At 42.0% G+C, this 17571-nt stretch carries 12 protein-coding genes, 1 tRNA gene and 2 pseudogenes; 8 read left to right on the forward strand and 7 right to left on the reverse strand.

The window, feature by feature from the left end:
• Position 1: 1 nt before the first annotated feature.
• The 3 genes from argG to P255_RS03555 form a co-directional block, all read right to left on the reverse strand.
• The gene (argG, locus tag P255_RS03545) at positions 2–1345 is read right to left on the reverse strand and encodes an argininosuccinate synthase (protein ID WP_004903652.1); all 1344 of its coding nucleotides are present in this window, start codon (positions 1343–1345) and stop codon (positions 2–4) included.
• 250 nt (positions 1346–1595) lie between these two features.
• Positions 1596–2651, reverse strand: a complete 1056-nt coding sequence (locus tag P255_RS03550; RefSeq protein WP_004903653.1) for a Rieske 2Fe-2S domain-containing protein — start codon at positions 2649–2651, stop codon at positions 1596–1598.
• Positions 2652–2680: 29 nt separating this feature from the next.
• Complete coding sequence (locus P255_RS03555) at positions 2681–3655, reverse strand: PDR/VanB family oxidoreductase (protein WP_004903655.1); 975 nt, start codon at positions 3653–3655, stop codon at positions 2681–2683.
• A gap of 422 nt (positions 3656–4077) precedes the next feature.
• Between P255_RS03555 and P255_RS03560 the strand changes: the two genes are divergently transcribed.
• Positions 4078–4167, forward strand: a tRNA-Ser gene (locus P255_RS03560).
• Positions 4168–4246: 79 nt separating this feature from the next.
• Here the strand turns inward: P255_RS03560 and P255_RS15180 are convergent.
• Positions 4247–4919, reverse strand: a pseudogene (locus tag P255_RS15180) (IS5 family transposase); the annotation flags it as partial.
• A gap of 233 nt (positions 4920–5152) precedes the next feature.
• Between P255_RS15180 and kdpA the strand changes: the two are divergent.
• Genes kdpA through P255_RS03585 form a run of 5 tightly spaced genes read left to right on the forward strand, consistent with a single transcriptional unit; the run spans position 5153 to position 12896 of the window.
• Entirely contained in the window at positions 5153–6850 is a 1698-nt protein-coding gene (kdpA, locus tag P255_RS03565; protein ID WP_035364985.1) for a potassium-transporting ATPase subunit KdpA, read from the forward strand.
• Positions 6851–6866: 16 nt separating this feature from the next.
• Complete coding sequence (gene kdpB / locus P255_RS03570) at positions 6867–8879, forward strand: potassium-transporting ATPase subunit KdpB (protein WP_004903659.1); 2013 nt, start codon at positions 6867–6869, stop codon at positions 8877–8879.
• 9 nt (positions 8880–8888) lie between these two features.
• Entirely contained in the window at positions 8889–9524 is a 636-nt protein-coding gene (gene kdpC, locus P255_RS03575) for a potassium-transporting ATPase subunit KdpC (RefSeq protein WP_004903661.1), read from the forward strand.
• Between the two features lie 13 nt (positions 9525–9537).
• Positions 9538–12183, forward strand: coding sequence for an ATP-binding protein (locus P255_RS03580; RefSeq protein WP_004903662.1), 2646 nt, complete (start codon positions 9538–9540; stop codon positions 12181–12183).
• A gap of 11 nt (positions 12184–12194) precedes the next feature.
• Positions 12195–12896 (forward strand): response regulator, encoded by a 702-nt coding sequence (locus tag P255_RS03585; protein ID WP_004903663.1) that lies wholly within the window; start codon positions 12195–12197, stop codon positions 12894–12896.
• A gap of 3 nt (positions 12897–12899) precedes the next feature.
• Here P255_RS03585 and P255_RS15185 read toward each other — a convergent pair.
• Positions 12900–13112, reverse strand: a pseudogene (locus P255_RS15185) (transposase); the annotation flags it as partial.
• An 80-nt stretch (positions 13113–13192) separates the two neighbouring features.
• Positions 13193–13855: a cupin domain-containing protein gene (locus P255_RS03590; protein ID WP_004903664.1), complete on the reverse strand. Its 663-nt coding sequence runs from the start codon at positions 13853–13855 to the stop codon at positions 13193–13195.
• Positions 13856–14231: 376 nt separating this feature from the next.
• Between P255_RS03590 and P255_RS03595 the strand changes: the two genes are divergently transcribed.
• Complete coding sequence (locus P255_RS03595) at positions 14232–15299, forward strand: 4-phosphoerythronate dehydrogenase (RefSeq protein WP_004903665.1); 1068 nt, start codon at positions 14232–14234, stop codon at positions 15297–15299.
• The gene (epmA, locus tag P255_RS03600; RefSeq protein ID WP_004903666.1) at positions 15296–16270 is read left to right on the forward strand and encodes an EF-P lysine aminoacylase EpmA; all 975 of its coding nucleotides are present in this window, start codon (positions 15296–15298) and stop codon (positions 16268–16270) included. Before P255_RS03595 ends, epmA begins: the two co-directional genes overlap by 4 nt.
• A gap of 18 nt (positions 16271–16288) precedes the next feature.
• On the opposite strand, the gene P255_RS03605 is transcribed toward epmA, so the two are convergent.
• Positions 16289–17533, reverse strand: a complete 1245-nt coding sequence (locus tag P255_RS03605; protein WP_004903667.1) for a multifunctional CCA addition/repair protein — start codon at positions 17531–17533, stop codon at positions 16289–16291.
• Positions 17534–17571 lie beyond the last annotated feature (38 nt).

Here is a 17571-nt window from a genome sequence, read left to right on the forward strand (position 1 = left end):
ATTATTTGCTTTTATTTTCAAGTTGAGGAACTGCTGAACCTTGACCCAATGACAACAAGCCAGTTTCGGTATAAAGACCAAGTTTGGCACGTGTGTCAGTAATGTCGAGGTTACGCATAGTCAACTGACCGATACGATCCATCGGCGTGAACATTGAGTTACCTTTCTCCATAGTTAAACGCTCAGCTTCATAAGTGAGGTTCGGAGATTCAGTGTTCATGATGGTGTAGTCATTACCGCGACGAAGTTCAAGTGTTACTGTACCAGTAATGGCTTTTGCAACCCAGCGCTGTGCAGTTTCACGAAGCATAAGCGCTTGAGAATCGAACCAGCGGCCTTGGTACAACAAACGACCTAAACGTAGACCGTTGATACGGTATTGTTCGATGGTATCTTCGTTGTGAATACCAGTGACTAAACGTTCGTAAGCCGTATGAAGAAGAGCCATACCCGGTGCTTCATAGATGCCGCGAGATTTTGCTTCAATGATACGGTTTTCGATTTGATCCGACATGCCTAGACCATGACGACCACCGATACGGTTAGCTTCAAGAATCAACTCAACAGGATTTTCAAAGCGCTGACCGTTAAGTGCAACAGGCATACCTTCTTCAAAAGTTACAGAAACTTCTTCAGGTTTGATTTGAACTTCTTCTTTCCAGAACGCAACGCCCATAATTGGGTCAACGATTTTGATACCAGCATTGAGGTATTCAAGATCTTTTGCTTCGTGAGTTGCGCCCAACATGTTTGAGTCAGTTGAATACGCTTTTTCTTTTGACATTTTGTAGTCAAAGCCGTTGTCGATCAGGAATTGTGACATTTCTGCACGACCGCCCAACTCATCGATAAACTGTTGGTCTAACCAAGGTTTATAGATTTTAAGGTTCGGGTTAGTCAACAAACCATAACGGTAGAAACGTTCAATGTCGTTACCTTTATAAGTCGAGCCGTCACCCCAAATGTTGACGTCATCTTCTTTCATGGCAGTGACAAGCATCGTACCTGTTACCGCACGACCCAATGGTGTGGTGTTGAAGTAAGGAATACCACCAGTGCTGATATGGAACGCGCCACATTGAATTGCTGCGATACCTTCAAGCGCAAGTTGCATACGGCAGTCAATTAGGCGTGCTTTTACAGCGCCGTATTGTTCTGCTTTCTTTGGAATGGCATCGTAGTCATCTTCATCAGGCTGACCCAAGTTTGCAGTATAAGCATAAGGTTCAGCGCCTTTTTGTTTCATCCACAATAAAGCTGCTGAAGTATCTAAACCACCAGAAAAGGCAATACCAACTTTTTTGCCTACTGGTACATGCTGCAAGATCGTTGCATTATCAGTCATTGCTAGTCCTAACTTATGAATAGGTGCCGCGAATTGGGCTACCCTGAAAATTTGTAAACATTTTATTGTAGCACTTTTCACCACAGATGTTTTTGCTAAAAATGCCGATGAAAGCAGATTTCATGCAGCAGTTTTGACTAAAAATAGGGTTAAAGAACAGCTCAAATAAAGTTTGCCGAAAAATTGCGAACTTGAAAAGTAAAAATCCGTGACAGGTCACGGATCTTGCGGCAAAACAGTACAGACTGAATTAGACGGTATAGCGTTTGCTTAAGCCCCAGTCTGCCAAAATACGTCGATACGTGGCCGATGAACGATCGGCTTCAAAGTGGGCTTCCATGCTTAAATCTAGGGGTAATTCTTCAGGTTTTTGCGATTCAATCATGTCCTGATCTTCAGCAAAAATCTGTGCATTAAAGTCATACACGGCTTGCAGATCACCTGTGGTGTCAAAGTTACGGGTCAGCGGCACAAACAAACGGGTTTTATTGTGTGATACAGGGCAGCAGGCATTGAGGATTTTTAATACACCTTCGTTTGGAAAATCAATGCTTAAGACTGCTGAAAATGGGGGGTAAACATCAAAAGTACGTTTCCACAAAAAATCATCAGGCGCGAGATGTTGCAAACCATGTGGATAGTTGCTGACATTGCTGATGTACTCAGTGTGTAGACCATAATCGGTTGTTACCGTTGAATATTTGGGTACAACGGGAGTGTCACGGTTGGCAAAAGCCCTGTTATGTACCCAAGCGAAATGGGCAACATCGATAAAGCCTTCTAACTGGCGACCACTGGAACCTGCAATATCGACAAATGGCGGTAAAATTGCCTGATGTTCAGGTTGATCCCAAGTATCGAGTACAGGAAAGTTGGCTTTACTTTCGTCACGGCTGAGGATGCTTGTCCAAATCAGTCCATATTTTTCTACCACTGGAAAACTGATCAGTGAAAAGCGATCTGAAATTTTGGTGAGTTCTGGTTGTGCTGGAATCAGGGTACATTTACCTTCGCTGTTGTAACGTAAACCATGATACGGGCAAATAATTTCTTCACCCTCCACCCAGCCTTTAGTCAGTGGAACACCACGATGCGGACAAATATCACGAACCAAACAAATCTGCCCAGTTTCGGTTTTATACAATGCCAATTTGACATCGAGCAGCATGACTTGTTGGGGGATGGTGCTGACATCTTCAATGCGGGCTACAGGATACCAGTGCTGTGCCAAAATATCCCAATCGTTGCTGTCAAATTGGCTGTAGCATGGTTTGTTGAGCAGTTGCGTGACTGGAATGGCGTTCATAGAGACCTCTAAATTTTTTCAGTAATTGTTTATAGATCCAGCTCAAGCACTGGGCTTTTGGCGCGTGAACAGCACAAGGCAATGTATTGCTCACTGGAGTTTTTTTCGCTGTCGCTTTGTACGCTATCTCGGTGGTCAACTTCGCCCGCCACTACACGGGTCAGGCAAGCACCACACATACCCATTTCGCACGATAAAGGAATATTGATCCGATTTTTAAGCAAAACATGAGCGATACTTTGGTGTTCAGGCACATGAAAAATTTGTCCTGAGCGTTGTAGTTTAATTTGGAAGCCTGTATTGGTGGCTGTATCGAATAGTGATGTCGATACTTGTTCTGGGTGGAAGGCTTCCAAGTGAATCTGTTCAGGTTGCCAACCCAACTCTAAGGCATAGTGCTGATAGTCCTGCATAAAGCTGTGTGGACCACAAAAATATAAGCGTGTATTGGGTTGGGGGTGTTGCAAACTTTCAGGATGTTCAATTCTTAAACTTTCACCTAAAGAACTATATAACACATGGATTTTTCCAAATTTAAATCCTTGTCGCCAACGGTTTATAAATGCGAGGTGTAGTGGTGTTTTCACACAATAATACAGTTCAAAAAATTTACCTTGAGCTTCAAGTTGTTCTGCCATGGCCAAAATTGGGGTAATGCCAATCCCTGCCGCAATCAGCAAATATTGTTCTGCGGCTTTTAGAGAAAACTGGTTACAAGGCGGCGAAATTTCAATATATTGCCCAACGCGTAAATTTTCATGAATATATTGCGAGCCACCGCGAGAAAGCTGTTCTTTTTTGACACAAATCACATAATAATCTCGTTGGGTTGGACTGCCAGTCAGGGAATATTGCCGAGTCAGATGATTGGGTAAATAGATATTAATATGCGCACCTGCTTGCCATTCAGGTAGGTTTAAAGGCTGAACAGGCATTAATGTGATTGCCAGATTGCCTTCCCCTTGGCGAGAAATACTGTCGACGACGACTTTTAGTTTTTCCATGGGCTTGTCCTTTTTATTGTACCTACCTAAAAGCTAGCAAGATTCAAACCAAAAAGAACTCGCTAAAACCGACTTTTTTAAAACAGTGCCGAAACATCACCGAATTGCGAAATGCCAATTGTCACGTGCAGCCCAATTTTTTATGCAGCAACTCATGAAAAATATGCAACAGGTAGATTTTGGCGCTATTTAACTCATACCACTGTTTAAGATAGCCTGCTGATGCGTTCAAATCACATGATGCTGATGTGATTTTTATCTCAAAATAGCTGGAAATTTTGCTGATAATTTATACAAATTACTTTTAAAATAAAAGAGATAGCCGAATTGAGAATGTTTTTGATGAAATAATATGCGTTTGATTGGGCTGGATGAATATTTTTCTTGAAATCAAAGATGAGTCTTTGTATTCTTACGCACATGGAAGCGTGGCAGAGCGGTTTAATGCACCGGTCTTGAAAACCGACGAGGGTGTGAGTCCTCCGTGAGTTCGAATCTCACCGCTTCCGCCAAATTCTAAAAGCCCTGACAATGTCAGGGCTTTGTTGTTTTTAGGGCTAAGTAACGCAAGCCAATCGTAAGCAAAAAATAAAAAGGTTTCGCATTTTTTCTAGGTAGAATCACTGCATGCGCTTGCCGATCTGCAATGACCTGACAGCATTGTTTTGTATCATAGCCCCGCCTGTATAGACTGAATCAATCTGCTCATCCAATGGAATTTGATCAAGTAAATCCCCAAGTACTTGCGAATCACTGACATTATTCGTTGTAAGCTGAACTGTTCGTATTTGCAGGATCTTAGCATCGATACCAATATGAAGTTTACGCCATTGGCGATGATATTCGGGCTGATGTTTTTTACGTTTCCATTAACCTTCATCTAAAAACTTCAAGCCTGTGGAATAGACGAGTAGATGTAATCCGTTACAACTCTTTTCATAGTTAATTTGAATATCAATATGCTTTTGTCTGCGGCAAAGGGTTGAATAATCTGGCGCTATCCAATCTAATCCGCAAAGTTTAATCAGGCTTTGTACAAAGCCTGTGACCATGCGTAAAGAAAGATGAAATAAGGATTTGATCATTAAACAGCATTGGATGGCTGTGTCGTAATAAGTTTGATTTCGACCATGTTTGCCTTTTGGCTGAGCGTACCATTGAGTTTTGGAATCAAACCAAACTGAAATATTTCCTCGATTTACTAATGCTCGATTATAAGAGGAGCAATTGATTGTACGATAATTTTAGGTGTAGGCATCTTCATTCGGAAATTATATTGTTGAATCAGACCATTACGAATGGCTTTATGCAACAAAGCCTTGTCTAAATAATATTTATAATGAAAAAAGCTCAGTTTAGATTGTGGGTAGATGGATAGAAGTAGATAGTTTGCATAAAAATTTATGCAGAATTTACGCTGTTTGCCATTTTGGATATAGAGAATTTACGCAGTTAGTTTCCATACTAAAGCTGACCTATTTTTAAATGGCATTTGCTATGTGGGAATTTATTTCTGTATTTGTCCTTTCACTGCTGTTGGCTTATCCGCTAGGTGCTTATCTTGCGGATGTGATGCAGGCAAAGCCAATGAAGAGTGATCGTTTTTTTAAATGGATTGAACAACCGATTTACACAGCACTCGGTGTGAAACAAGTAGGTATGAACTGGCGTCAATATTTGGGGGCTTTTGTACTTAGTAATATCTTGTTGTTGGTGGCGAGTGTTACTATTTTTATGACTCAAGCGTGGTTGCCATTCAATCCTGACAATATTCCAAACATGAAATGGGACTTGGCTGTACACACAGCGATTTCTTTCTTAACCAATACCGATCAGCAGCATTATTCAGGGCAAGCACAATTGTCTTATTTTGCACAAATGACAGCCATTGTGGGTTTGCAATATTTGTCACCTATTATTGGCTTGGCATTACTTGCAGCAATGTTAAGAGCTTTATTCTTACAATCAGGCAGAGAAGAAGGTGCTGATAAGAAAGACTGGAGTACGATTAATTTAGGTAATTATTGGATGGATATCATTCGACCATTATTTAGATTTTTTATTCCATTAAGTTTTATTTTTTCTTTGCTTCTGACCTTTCAAGGTGTTCCTGCGACACTCTCAGCAGGTCCAACTGCACAGGTTTTAGACCCAACCGCAGAAGTACAGACCCAGCATATTCCACTTGGTCCTGTTGCTCCTATGGTGGCGATTAAACAACTCGGTAGTAACGGTGGCGGTTGGTATGGACCAAACAGTACTGTGCCTTTAGAAAACCCAACACCATTGTCGAATCTGATTGAGATGATTGCGATTTTACTGATTCCACTCTCTGTGGTGTTTATGGTTGGGCGTTTTATTCAACGCAAAAAACTGATGTGGATGATTTTTGGCAGCATGTTGTTGATGTCTCTGTCTTCAACACTACTCACTCTGTGGACAGAAAAATCCTCATTAATTCCAAATATGGCATGGATGGAAGGTAAGGAAACCCGCTTTGGTGCTGAGGCATCCGCACTGTGGGGAAGCTTGACTACGCAAGTCAATAACGGCTCAGTCAATATGATGCATGACTCGGCTTCACCACTAACGGGATTGGTTGAACTGTGCAATATGCTGATCAATGCCATTTGGGGCGGGATTGGTTGTGGGCTATTACAGTTCTTTATTTATCTGTTTCTGGCGGTATTTATCGCAGGCTTGATGACAGGGCGTACCCCTGAATTGTTTGGTCGAAAAATTGAAGTCACTGAAATTAAGTTGTTAGCGCTCGTGATTCTATTACAGCCTGTGGTGATTCTTGGTTTGACTGCAATCGCAATTGCATTCCCAGCAATTACAGGGAATTCAAATCCAGCTTTTCATGGCATTAGTCAAGTGTTTTATGAGTATGTCTCTGCCTATGCCAATAATGGTTCGGGCTTTGAAGGCTTAGGTGATAACACTTTATGGTGGAATCTGAGTGCCAGTGTGGCGTTATTGGCAGGGCGTTATAGCGTGCTGATCATTCCAGTCTTAATTGCAGTCAGTTTAGCAACCAAACCGCAAGCAGCCGAAAGCAAAGGTTCTTTACAGATCGAATCTCCAACCTTTGCCCTGACTTTAATCGGGATTGTGTTGATTCTGACCTTGTTGCAATTCATGCCAGTGTTGGTGATTGGGCCAATTGCTGACTATTTATCGATAAAAGTTTAAGCGTGGAGCAAGCACAATGAAACATTCAAATGCGACACAACAGATGGATATCTTGAATAAAGAAATTATTCAGCAAACTTTCCATAAATTGCTGCCTCAACACGCTTTTAAAAATCCAGTGATGGCATGTGTGTGGGTGGGAACAGTTTTAACCCTTGTTGCCACTTTGATGGGTAATACCAGTTTAGGTTTTGGTTTAGTCCTAAGCTTGATTTTATTGGTCACGGTCTTGTTCGCCAATTATGCCGAGGCGGTTGCAGAAGCTAAAGGTCGTGGACAAGCTGCGTCATTACGTCAGGCGCGTGAAAACTTAACTGCAAATCGTATTCTCGATTTAAATGCCTCACCGACAGTGATTTCCGCAAATTTACTGAAAAAGGATGATTTAGTCATCGTCAAAGCCGGTGAAATTGTCCCTGCGGATGGCGAGATTATTCAAGGTTTTGCGACCATCAATGAATCAGCTGTCACAGGTGAGTCTGCACCCGTATTGCGTGAAGCCAATACTGATCGTTCAGGCGTAATTGGCGGTACTAAGGTCTTGTCGGATGAAATTATTATACGTGTGAGTAATGAGGCAGGTCATAGTTTCCTAGACCGTATGATTGCCTTGGTTGAAGGTGCTAATCGTCAGAAAACACCGAATGAGATCGCACTGGGTATCTTACTGAATATTATGACCATCACCTTTATTGTGGTGGTGGCAACCTTACCTTTTATTGGTTCAATGGTTGGGATCAAAATCAGCATCGTCTTGCTGATTGCACTGTTGGTGTGTTTGATTCCAACCACGATTGGCGGCTTGCTGCCTGCGATTGGGATTGCAGGGATGAACCGTGCTTTAAAAGCCAATGTCTTAGCTAAATCAGGTAAAGCGGTTGAAGTTGCGGGTGATATTGATGTGTTGCTGTTGGATAAAACAGGCACGATCACCTATGGAGATCGCCAAGCCACTGCTTTTTATCCATTGGCAGGTGTGACACCAAGTGAGTTACGCCAAGCAGCGATGCTGACCTCTTTTGCCGATCCAACGCCTGAAGGGAAGTCAGTCATCAGCCTTGGGAAAGAATTAGGTGAAAGTGTCAAAGAGCCTCAAGATGCGGAATTTATCCAGTTTAGTGCGTCGACACGTTTATCTGGTGTGGATTTAGCCACAGGGCAAAAGATTCGTAAAGGTGCGGTGGATGCTATTCTAAAACTCACCAATCAAGAGATTAAGGATAACATTGAGCTAAAAGCGCGTGTAGAACAAGTGGCTTCTAAAGGTGCAACCCCTTTGGTCGTGGCTTCGAATCACAGTATTTTAGGTGTGATTGAACTTTCGGATGTGATTAAGTCTGGGATTAAAGAACGTTTTGCATTGTTACGAGAGATGGGCATTAAAACCATTATGGTGACAGGGGATAATCCGTTAACAGCGGCAGCAATTGCGGCCGAAGCAGGAGTGGATGACTATATTGCAGAAGCGAGACCTGAGGATAAATTGGCTTGTATTCGTAACGAACAAGCAGCAGGAAAATTAGTCGCAATGGTGGGTGATGGCACCAACGATGCACCAGCCTTGGCACAGGCAGATATTGGTTTAGCTATGAACTCAGGTACTCAAGCAGCCAAAGAAGCGGGCAATATGGTGGATTTAGATTCTGATCCAACCAAATTGCTGGATGTGGTCGAAATTGGTAAGCAGCAATTGATTACTCGTGGAGCATTAACCACTTTTTCTTTGGCAAATGATGTCTCCAAGTACTTTGTCATTTTACCTGCATTGTTTGCGGTGGCAATTCCACAACTTGGTGTGCTGAATATTTTGCAACTTAGTAGTCCAAGCAGTGCCGTGATTTCCGCTTTGATCTTTAATGCCTTGATCATTCCAATGCTGATTCCATTGGCACTGAAAGGTGTTCAATTCAAACCTGCCAGTGCGCTGCAATTGTTACGTCGTAATATGCTGATTTACGGTGTAGGTGGTGTCGTTTTTCCATTTATTGTGATCAAGCTCATTGACCTTGTTGTGTCATTGTGGATTTAGGAGCGAGTGATGAATACTTTATTGAAGCATGAACAATTGAACCAACAAAATCTTCAATTATCGAATCCTGTTCATTCGGTTTTACGCCCAAGCCTCGGTTTGGTTGCAGTTGGTTTCTTGATTGCAGGCATGTTGTACGCTACAGCAAGTGTCTCTATTGCGCAGTTGATTTTTCCGAAACAAGCCAATGGCAGTGTCATTGAACTGAATGGTAAAGTAGTGGGGTCAAGTTTGGTAGGACAAAACTTTGTTAGTGAACAATATTTCCATGGACGACCAAGTGCGGTAAGTTACAATGTCGATGGTATGGCAGGCAGTAATTTGGCAATCTCTAATCCTGATTTGCAAAAACAAATTAAAGAGCGAACAGTACAATTTGCCCAAAATAATCAGATTACTAAGCAACACGTGCCGAACGAGATGGTAACTGCATCGGGCAGTGGGATTGATCCTGATATTTCACCTGAAAGTGCTTTATTACAGGTGAAACGAGTGGCACAGCAACGTCATTTACCTGAGCAACAAGTTCGTGATTTGGTACAACAACAAATTCAGCCTGCACAGTTCGGCATATATGGGCAAGCGCGAGTCAATGTGTTGCAGTTAAATTTAGCCTTAGACCAATTATCATCGACCATACGTTGATAGAGCAGAACTTATGCAGATCGACCGAAACAATAAAGCAGATGCATGGTTGGCACATAGCCAACGTGAGCAATCTGGACGTTTGACCATTTTCTTGGGTGCAGCACCTGGGGTTGGGAAAACCTATGCCATGTTGACCCGAGCGCATGAGTTAATGCAACAAGGGCAGCATGTGGTCGTTGGGGTCGTAGAAACCCACGGTCGATCTGATACCGAACGTTTGATTCAAGGGCTCCATGTGATTCCAAGAAAATCTTTGGAATATCAGGGGCGAATGTTGGAAGAGATGGATCTCGACCAAATTCTTAAATTAAAGCCTCAAATTGTGCTTGTTGATGAGTTGGCCCATCGGAATGTACCCAATAGTCGGCATGAATATCGTTGGCAAGATGTCAATGAGTTGTTGGATGCAGGCATTGATGTCTATAGCACCTTAAATATTCAGCATTTGGAAAGCCTCAATGATGTAGTTTACCAAATTACGGGGATTCGGGTAACTGAAACTGTACCTGATGCATTACTTAAACGTTTGAAAGATATTCGACTGGTTGATTTACCTGTTCCAGAATTATTAGAACGGATGAATCATGGCAAGATTTATTTCGCCGATGTTGCACCCCATGCATTGCAAGGTTTTTTTAAAGCTGCAAATTTGACGGCACTACGTGATCTGGCGATTCAAACTGTTGCAGGGCAGGTCGATATTGATTATCGAGAAAAATTTGTTGCACAAGGGCAGATTATCCCGATTCAAAATCACGTCCTATTGGCGATAGATGGTTCTGAGTTTTCAGAAGATTTGGTGCGCCGTGCCCATCGGATTGCGGAAAGACGTAACGCGACATGGAGCGTCATTTCGATTCAAAAAAGTAAAGCCGAAACGACGCAAATTTTTACGGTGACGAAGGCTTTTAACTTAGCGCGTAAGCTCGGTGCAGACACCTATTTACTTTATAGCAATCATATTGCATCGACCATTTTACAGGCGGCTTATGATTATGGTGCATCCAATATTTTACTTGGCAAGAGCCCTCAAAAATCGCTATGGCAACGCTTATTTTCAGATCATATTGCTGACCAACTGTTAGAAAAACAGCATCCTTTTGAAATCACTTTTGTTCAACCTTTAAAAGCTCAAAATAATCAGACCAGCCCGAACGATGCTGCTCATTCATCTTGGCGAGAACAAGGCTTGGCATTTACTCAACGTGAAGTGTTTGAAAGTATCATCATTGTATTGCTAGGACTGATTGTGGCGGCAATCAGTGATCATTTTATTGGGTATAGTGATTTAGCTTTGATTTTTATTGTGACTGTATTATTGGTTGCGATACGGGCCCGCATGTTGATCACGATTATCAGCGTATTCATCTGTTTTTTACTCTACAACTACTTTTTTATCGAACCTCGCTTTACCTTTATGATCAGCGCTGAACGTGGGGTGATTACTATTATCACGTTCATTGTTTCAGCCTTACTGGTTGGGCGTTTAGCCAACCAATTACGCGCTCAGGTGTTGAGTTTACGCGCTGCAAATTCAGTGTCGTTACAGTTACAAGAATTAGAGCGCAAGCTATCGGCCTGTGTAGATATTGAACAGGTATTAAATGTCGCCAAACAACATTTGGAAACTTCATTAAATGCCACGGTTTGGTTAAAAGTTGAAAATCAGTCTTTAGGTGATCCATCTGTCTTAAATGAAAAAGATCAGATAGCCGCAGATTGGACGCAGAAGAATGCGAAACCCTGTGGACGTTTTACCAATACGTTGACCAATTCTGATTGGTGGTTTATTCCGTTAAATTTGGTGAAAGAATATGGCGTGATTGCAATTCGGTTTAATCAAAACGCTCAAACCATCAGTTTTGAATTACAACGCTTAACTGAGTTGATGATTGAAGATATTGCGCAAACTGTTGCTCGGGTACAACTCTCTTTACAGTTAGAAAATTCTAGAGTAGTGGCTGAAACGGAAAAGCTACGTTCAGCCTTGCTTTCTTCGGTATCGCATGATTTACGTTCACCCTTAGCAGCGATGATTGGCTCAGCAGATACGCTTAAATATTATGGCGAACAGATGTCTGAAAGCGATCGGCATGAATTATTAGACACCATTCATATCGAAGGTGAACGACTCGATCGTTATATTCAAAACTTACTCGATATGACTCGTTTAGGGCATCAAGGATTAACTTTAGCTCGAGACTGGATTGGTGTGGATGAGTTGATTGGCTCTGCAACACAACGACTCAAACGCTATCAACCGAATGTCAAAATCGATGTGACCTTAGCGGATGATTTGCCTCAGCTTTATGTGCATCCAGCCTTGATTGAGCAAGCTATTTTTAATGTCTTGGAAAATGCCGCAAAATTTTCACCTGACGATATGCCAATCAAAATAAGTATTCAACAAGAAGATGATTTTCTACAAATTAATATTGAGGATCAGGGAGTTGGCATACCTGAAGATGAGCGAGAGCAAATCTTCGATATGTTCTATACCATGCAGCGCGGCGATCGAGGTAAAACAGGCACAGGTTTAGGTCTTGCGATTGTAAAAGCAATTATTGGGGCACACATGGGGAGTATAGAGGCTTTGGCTGGGACACATGGTCAAGGTACTTTAATTAAGATACGATTACCACTTCATCAGGATTAAAATCATCGTTTATGCCACAAACATTGAACCATCAAATATCAATTCTTATTATTGACGATGAACCGCAAATTCGTAGATTTTTAGATATCGCTTTGCGTGCGCAAGGTTATCAGGTACATGTTGCTGAAAATGGCTTGAAAGGCTTGGAAATTTTGGTGACACGATGTATTGGCTTATTGATCTTAGATTTAGGTTTACCTGATATGGATGGGCTGGAAGTTTTGACTGAGTTGAGACAATGGTCAGATATTCCTGTGATTGTGTTATCAGCACGTCCTGATGAAAATCAAAAAATTAAATTACTGGATGCAGGTGCTAATGACTATGTGACTAAACCCTTTAGTATTCAGGAATTATCTGCGCGAGTTAGGGTGATGTTTCGGACTAAGCCGCAACAGGCGGAACAGGCTTGCATTTTTGATGATGGAACATTATTCGTTGATGTGATAGAGCATGTCGTAAAATTGGCTGGGGAAGAAGTTGCTTTAAGTAAAAAAGAATTCCAGCTTTTAGCATTATTAATAAACCATCAAGGTAAAGTGGTTACACAAAAGCAAATTCTTACAGAATTGTGGGGAATTACCCATGAAGAAGATACCCATTATCTACGCATCTTGGTGAAAAAACTGAGAACCAAAATTGGGGATTCTGCTGTTACACCAAAATATATTGTGACTATAGCAGGTATAGGGTTGCGGTTTTCTACATCATGATATTTTATAACTTTGGCAAAGGCTCGAATAATCTGGTGCCGTCCAATTCAGACCACAGAGTCTAATCATGCTTTGAACAAAGCCCGTAACCATACGTAAAGAGAGTCTAAATAGAGATTTCATCATGAGGCAGCATTGAATGGCTGCATCGGAGTAGGTTTGATTTCATCTTTGTTTGCCTGTTGATTGTGCATACCATTGAGTATCAGGATTAAACCTGAGGCAGTGATTTAGAACTTATCCAAATAAAAAATTCAGTCTCAGAAGTTTATATAAAATTCTGAGACTATGCTGATTTAGTCAATATTGGTGATATTTTTCATGGTCTTGAGGTAAAGCTTCACTTGAGTCTTTGCTGTTATTTGCCCATGATTTGAATTTTTAGCCAATCGAATCCAGCTACCTGTTGGGAATACCTGATGATCAATGTTCAGTGTGCCATCTAAAATTAAGATTTCAGTGAATTGATCTGATTCAATCTGCAAAAGGTCGTTCATAGGAATTTGGCGCAATTCTACTTTCTCATTTTCATTTTGAAAAAGGGGACAAATTCTTTGACCATTTTCAGTGTGCCAAGCTTCAATCAGATTTGTATTGACACGAATCGTTTGATCATCATCACTGCTCATTTGACGTAATTTGACGAAAATTACAGCGCCATCGTGACTGAAAGGTTGGTGAGATGTTCCATCGGGATTGCGTAAATACCATCCTGTCGGATAGTCATGACCTTTCTCGGAAAAAGTGCCATCTAGCACAAGGATTTCTTCGCCATTTGGATGGTTATGAGGTGGAAAAATAGAAGATGGCGCATAACGAACAATACTTGTTGCTCTTGCTTTTTCTGCCCCAATTCGATCAAGCATGACTCGGTCAATGCCTTTTTGTGGCGAAGGAATCCATTCATATTGTTCAGGTGTCATCATGACTGATTGAGAGAAATCAGCGTTAATCAACATAACTATTCCTTTTTAATTGCTGTGCTCTATATGCCTTGACATTGAAAGTGATGCGTTGCGTGGTTTAAAGCTAGCATACTTTTTGCGTTAAAGTGACTAGGTGGGCTGATTCAATAGAACGTCGATTTTAGTTGCTGAAAAAGACATGGATAAAATGTACAAATCCTTTGTCCAAGCGTTATAGGATATGCATAAATAAAGTTCAAAATTTTATAGATATGCTAACCGAATGGTTGGTTATGTACTGGTATTTTGCTGTTATAAAAATAGAAATGAAAAAGCAATCATGCTAACAAACCAAATTATCATGGATGAACATAGCCTAACGCCCATAGGAACGCTATCATGACGTTATCTTAAATTGTGGTGATCATGCATGAACATTGTTGCAGATGAAAATCTGGCATTTACAGACTATTTCTTTGCCGATTTGGCAGATATTCAGCATCATGCAGGGCGAACCCTGACACAGCAAGATCTTATAAAAACTCAAGCACTGCTTGTACGTTCCGTAACTCAAGTCAACGCTGCATTACTTCAGGGCACGCCTGTAGAATTTGTAGCGAGTGCCACCATTGGTACAGACCATCTCGATATTTCTTATTTAGAACAACACGGTATTACGTGGGCAAATGCTGCAGGCTGCAATGCACAGGCGGTCGCTGAATACGTGATTACGGCACTGTTAAAACTTAAACCTGAACTGATTGATGCCGCAGACAGTTTTTGTTTAGGAATCGTTGGATTGGGTAATGTCGGCACGCGTCTGGCAGCCATGGCAAAATTGTTGGGCTGGAAAGTCTTGGGCTGTGATCCATTGGTACAACATGATCAGATTGAACAGGTTGATTTAAATACATTGCTGCAACATGCAAATGCAGTTTCTTTGCATGTGCCGATGGTAAAAACAGGGCAACATCCAACTTATAACCTCATTAATGCTGAGCGCTTGGCACAATTGTCACCTGACACGATTTTAATCAACAGCTCTCGCGGTGCAGTGATTGCCGAACAAGATCTTATGGCGGATATTCGCCAAACACAGCGTAAAGTGGTGCTGGATGTGTTTGAGCATGAGCCGATGATTTCACAAGAACTACTCGACTTGGTGACTTTGGTTACGCCGCATATCGCAGGTTATAGCCTTGAAGGTAAGGCACGTGGCACACAGATGATCTACGAGGCATTTTGTAAAAAATATCAGCTGGCAATCAACAAAGATTTTCGTACTCAGTTGCCTGTTTGTGAACAATTTTTTCAGGGGCAGGACTTAAAACAAGCCTTGGTGCAGCATCTCTCAAAAATTTATGATATTGCACAAGATGATACAAATTTACGTGCCTGTGTGGTTGATGGCTGGGTGCATCAACCTGCGTTTGATGCTTTACGTAAAAATTATCCGTTGCGCCGTGAATGGGCAGCACATGGAGGACCACAGGCATGAGTCAAAATTTTCAACCGACCTGTGATGTTCAAGCCCTCAAAGCCCGCGCCAAAATGTATCAACGCATTCGCCAGTTTTTTGCTGAGCGGGATGTATTGGAAGTTGAAACGCCTGTGTTATCACAAGCGGCTGTGACCGATGTGCATTTGGCTTCGGTGCCTGCACTACATCATGTCAATGGTCAGCAGCACACCCATTATTTACAGACTTCGCCTGAATTTGCCATGAAGCGGTTGCTAGCAAGCGGCAGCGGTGCGATTTTTCAGATCTGTAAAGTCTTTCGAGATGACGAACATGGGCGCAAGCACAATAGTGAATTTACCATGTTGGAATGGTATCGTCCTGCATTTAGCCTGACTGATTTAATGCATGAAACGGCAGCTCTATTGAATACGTGTTTAGCGGAACGTTTTTCTGACTTACGTCCGATAGTGCTGAGCTACAAGCATGCCTTTCAGGATCGTCTAGATATCAATCCCTTACAAGCCACATTACAACAGCTTAAAGACACCGCACGTCGTGTCGGGCTAAATCTGGATTTGGGTGATGATCGACTTGCCTATATGGACTTACTGTTTTCCCATATGGTCGAGCCGAGTTTAGGTTTTGATACGCCCGTTTTTTTAACTGACTTTCCACCTGAAATGGCATCACTGGCGAAAGTCAAAACCGATGATGATGGTGAGCAGGTTGCTGCACGTTTTGAGGTCTATATTGAAGGTCTGGAACTGGCAAATGCTTATGATGAACTGGTCGATGCCGAGGTGTTGCGTCAGCGTTTCATGGCAGACAATGCTGAACGTGCAGCGCAGGGGTTAACAGTCATGCCGATTGATGAACATCTGCTAGCTGCGTTACCGCACATGCCCGAATGTTCGGGCATTGCATTGGGAATCGACCGTTTATTGATGATTGCTCAAAATAAATTGAAGCTTGAGCAGGTAATTACATTTCCTGCCGAGATTGCTTAAGCGAGCAAACAACAGCCATCAAAAAGATGGCTGTTGTTGTTTCATATGTTCATGTTTTAACTGTGCCAATGCATCTATACGACGTTGAATCAGCATTTCACCAATATCTGCACCTGTAATGTGAGCAGGTAAATCTTGCGCTTTAATATTACGCACACATTCAATTGCTGCATGTAGGTAGTCTGCTTGTGGGTAAGGACGCAGTTCTAAACCCAAACGTCCACGCGCATCACATTCACATGCCTGTATAAATGCTTCAACGCGCTCAGGGCGACGTAAAACATCAAGCCGTTGTAGTAAACGCCATAGTGTTCCTGGTTTTAAGGTAAATGCCTGATGGCATTTTAAGTGTTCTTTACAAACCACAATTGCCAACTGCTTGATACTGGCAGGCACTTTGAGTCGGTCACATAGTTCGGTGACAGGCTCAACTCCGCGTTGTTCATGCAAGATATGGCGCGGTAAAACATCTTCAGGTGTTAATGCTTTACCCAAATCATGTACCAGTACTGCAAAACGAACATCTAGGCTATAGTTGGCTTGGCAGGCTTGTTGCAAAGACATTAGTGTATGAATACCACAGTCGATTTCTGGATGGTATTCAGCACGTTGTGGAATGCCAAACAAGGCATCAATTTCAGGGAACAGAATTTTTAATGCACCACAATCCCGCAATACCTGAAAATATACATCTGCATGTTTTTCCATTAACGCACGCGAGGTTTCTTTCCAGACTCGTTCTTCAGTCAAGCAACTTAACTCGCCAGACTTGGCTAAATGCGTCATCAGTGCCAAAGTTTCATCGGCAATTTTAAAACCATATTCGGTATAGCGTGCAGCAAAACGTGCTACGCGAAGCACACGCAGCGGGTCTTCGCTAAAAGCATCAGAAACATGACGTAGTACTTTATTTTCAAGATCTTGCTGACCACCATAAGGGTCATAGATGTTGCCTTGAATATCTTGTGCAATGGCATTGATGGTCAGGTCGCGACGAATTAAATCCTCTTCGAGGTTAATCTCTGGTGAAGTGAAAAATTCAAACCCATGATAACCATGTCCTTGCTTACGCTCAGTACGAGCCAGTGCATATTCATCTTTGGTGTCAGGATGCAAGAAAACAGGGAAGTCCTTTCCAACTGGTTGGAAGCCTTGTGCGATGAGTTGTTCGGGTGTCGCACCCACCACTACATAATCTTTCTCGTGATAGGGGTGCCCAAGTAACTGATCTCGGACAGCACCACCTACTAAATAAATTTGCATGAAAAAACCTCTATTCTTAAAGCAATCATGCAACAGAA

Origin of the sequence: Acinetobacter brisouii CIP 110357, assembly GCF_000488275.1 — a bacterium.
Taxonomy (GTDB): domain Bacteria; phylum Pseudomonadota; class Gammaproteobacteria; order Pseudomonadales; family Moraxellaceae; genus Acinetobacter; species Acinetobacter brisouii.

What these genes read in the sequence shown, in the direction of transcription:
- P255_RS03595 (WP_004903665.1), top strand. Translation starts at nt 14,232, where the DNA reads ATGAACATTGTTGCAGATGAAAATCTGGCATTTACAGACTATTTCTTT.
- kdpA (WP_035364985.1), top strand. Translation starts at nt 5,153, where the DNA reads ATGTGGGAATTTATTTCTGTATTTGTCCTTTCACTGCTGTTGGCTTAT.
- P255_RS03580 (WP_004903662.1), top strand. Translation starts at nt 9,538, where the DNA reads ATGCAGATCGACCGAAACAATAAAGCAGATGCATGGTTGGCACATAGC.
- kdpB (WP_004903659.1), top strand. Translation starts at nt 6,867, where the DNA reads ATGAAACATTCAAATGCGACACAACAGATGGATATCTTGAATAAAGAA.
- epmA (WP_004903666.1), top strand. Translation starts at nt 15,296, where the DNA reads ATGAGTCAAAATTTTCAACCGACCTGTGATGTTCAAGCCCTCAAAGCC.
- P255_RS03590 (WP_004903664.1), bottom strand. Translation starts at nt 13,855, where the DNA reads ATGTTGATTAACGCTGATTTCTCTCAATCAGTCATGATGACACCTGAA.
- P255_RS03550 (WP_004903653.1), bottom strand. Translation starts at nt 2,651, where the DNA reads ATGAACGCCATTCCAGTCACGCAACTGCTCAACAAACCATGCTACAGC.
- P255_RS03555 (WP_004903655.1), bottom strand. Translation starts at nt 3,655, where the DNA reads ATGGAAAAACTAAAAGTCGTCGTCGACAGTATTTCTCGCCAAGGGGAA.
- P255_RS03585 (WP_004903663.1), top strand. Translation starts at nt 12,195, where the DNA reads ATGCCACAAACATTGAACCATCAAATATCAATTCTTATTATTGACGAT.
- kdpC (WP_004903661.1), top strand. Translation starts at nt 8,889, where the DNA reads ATGAATACTTTATTGAAGCATGAACAATTGAACCAACAAAATCTTCAA.
- P255_RS03605 (WP_004903667.1), bottom strand. Translation starts at nt 17,533, where the DNA reads ATGCAAATTTATTTAGTAGGTGGTGCTGTCCGAGATCAGTTACTTGGG.
- argG (WP_004903652.1), bottom strand. Translation starts at nt 1,345, where the DNA reads ATGACTGATAATGCAACGATCTTGCAGCATGTACCAGTAGGCAAAAAA.